The 579-nt window shown below is 72.7% G+C and carries 1 protein-coding gene; it reads left to right on the forward strand.

Annotated features, from left to right (window positions below):
• The coding region (locus RM844_RS32120; protein ID WP_311670981.1) for a cytochrome c biogenesis protein ResB at positions 1 to 579 on the forward strand (579 nt) is incomplete at both ends.

Consider the following 579-nt stretch of genomic DNA (forward strand, 5'->3'; position numbering starts at 1 on the left):
TCGCGGGCCACGGCAAGGGCCAGATGTTCTCGCAGTTCCCCGGCGCGGAGTTCCCGGTGCTCGCCCTGAGCGCCTACCGGGGCTCCCTCGGGGTCGACTCCGGGCTGCCGCAGAACGTCTACCAGCTCGACACGTCCAAGATGAAGGAGTTCAAGAACGAGGACGGCGAGCTGCTGAAGAAGATGCTGCGCCCCGGCGAGAAGCTGGACCTGTCCGACGGGGAGGGCTCGATCACCTTCGACGGCATCGAGGAGTGGGCCAGCTTCCAGATCTCGCAGCAGCCGGGCAACGGCTGGGCGCTCGGCGGCGCCATCGCCGCCATCGCCGGGCTCGCCGCCTCGCTGTTCATCCAGCGCCGCCGGGTCTGGGTGCGGGCGGTCCGGGGCGCGGACGGGGTGACCGTCGTGGAGATGGCGGGCCTGGGCCGCAGCGAGTCCGCGAAGCTCCCCGAGGAGCTGGGCGACCTCGCGGCCGCCCTGATCACGACGGCGCCGGTCGCGCCGGCCGCCGAGGAGAAACCGGACACGCCCGGGTCCACCGACGCGGACGCCACCAACGAGGCCGGGAGCCGGCCCGTAC

The organism is Streptomyces chisholmiae, from assembly GCF_031845445.1.
GTDB lineage: Bacteria > Actinomycetota > Actinomycetes > Streptomycetales > Streptomycetaceae > Streptomyces > Streptomyces chisholmiae.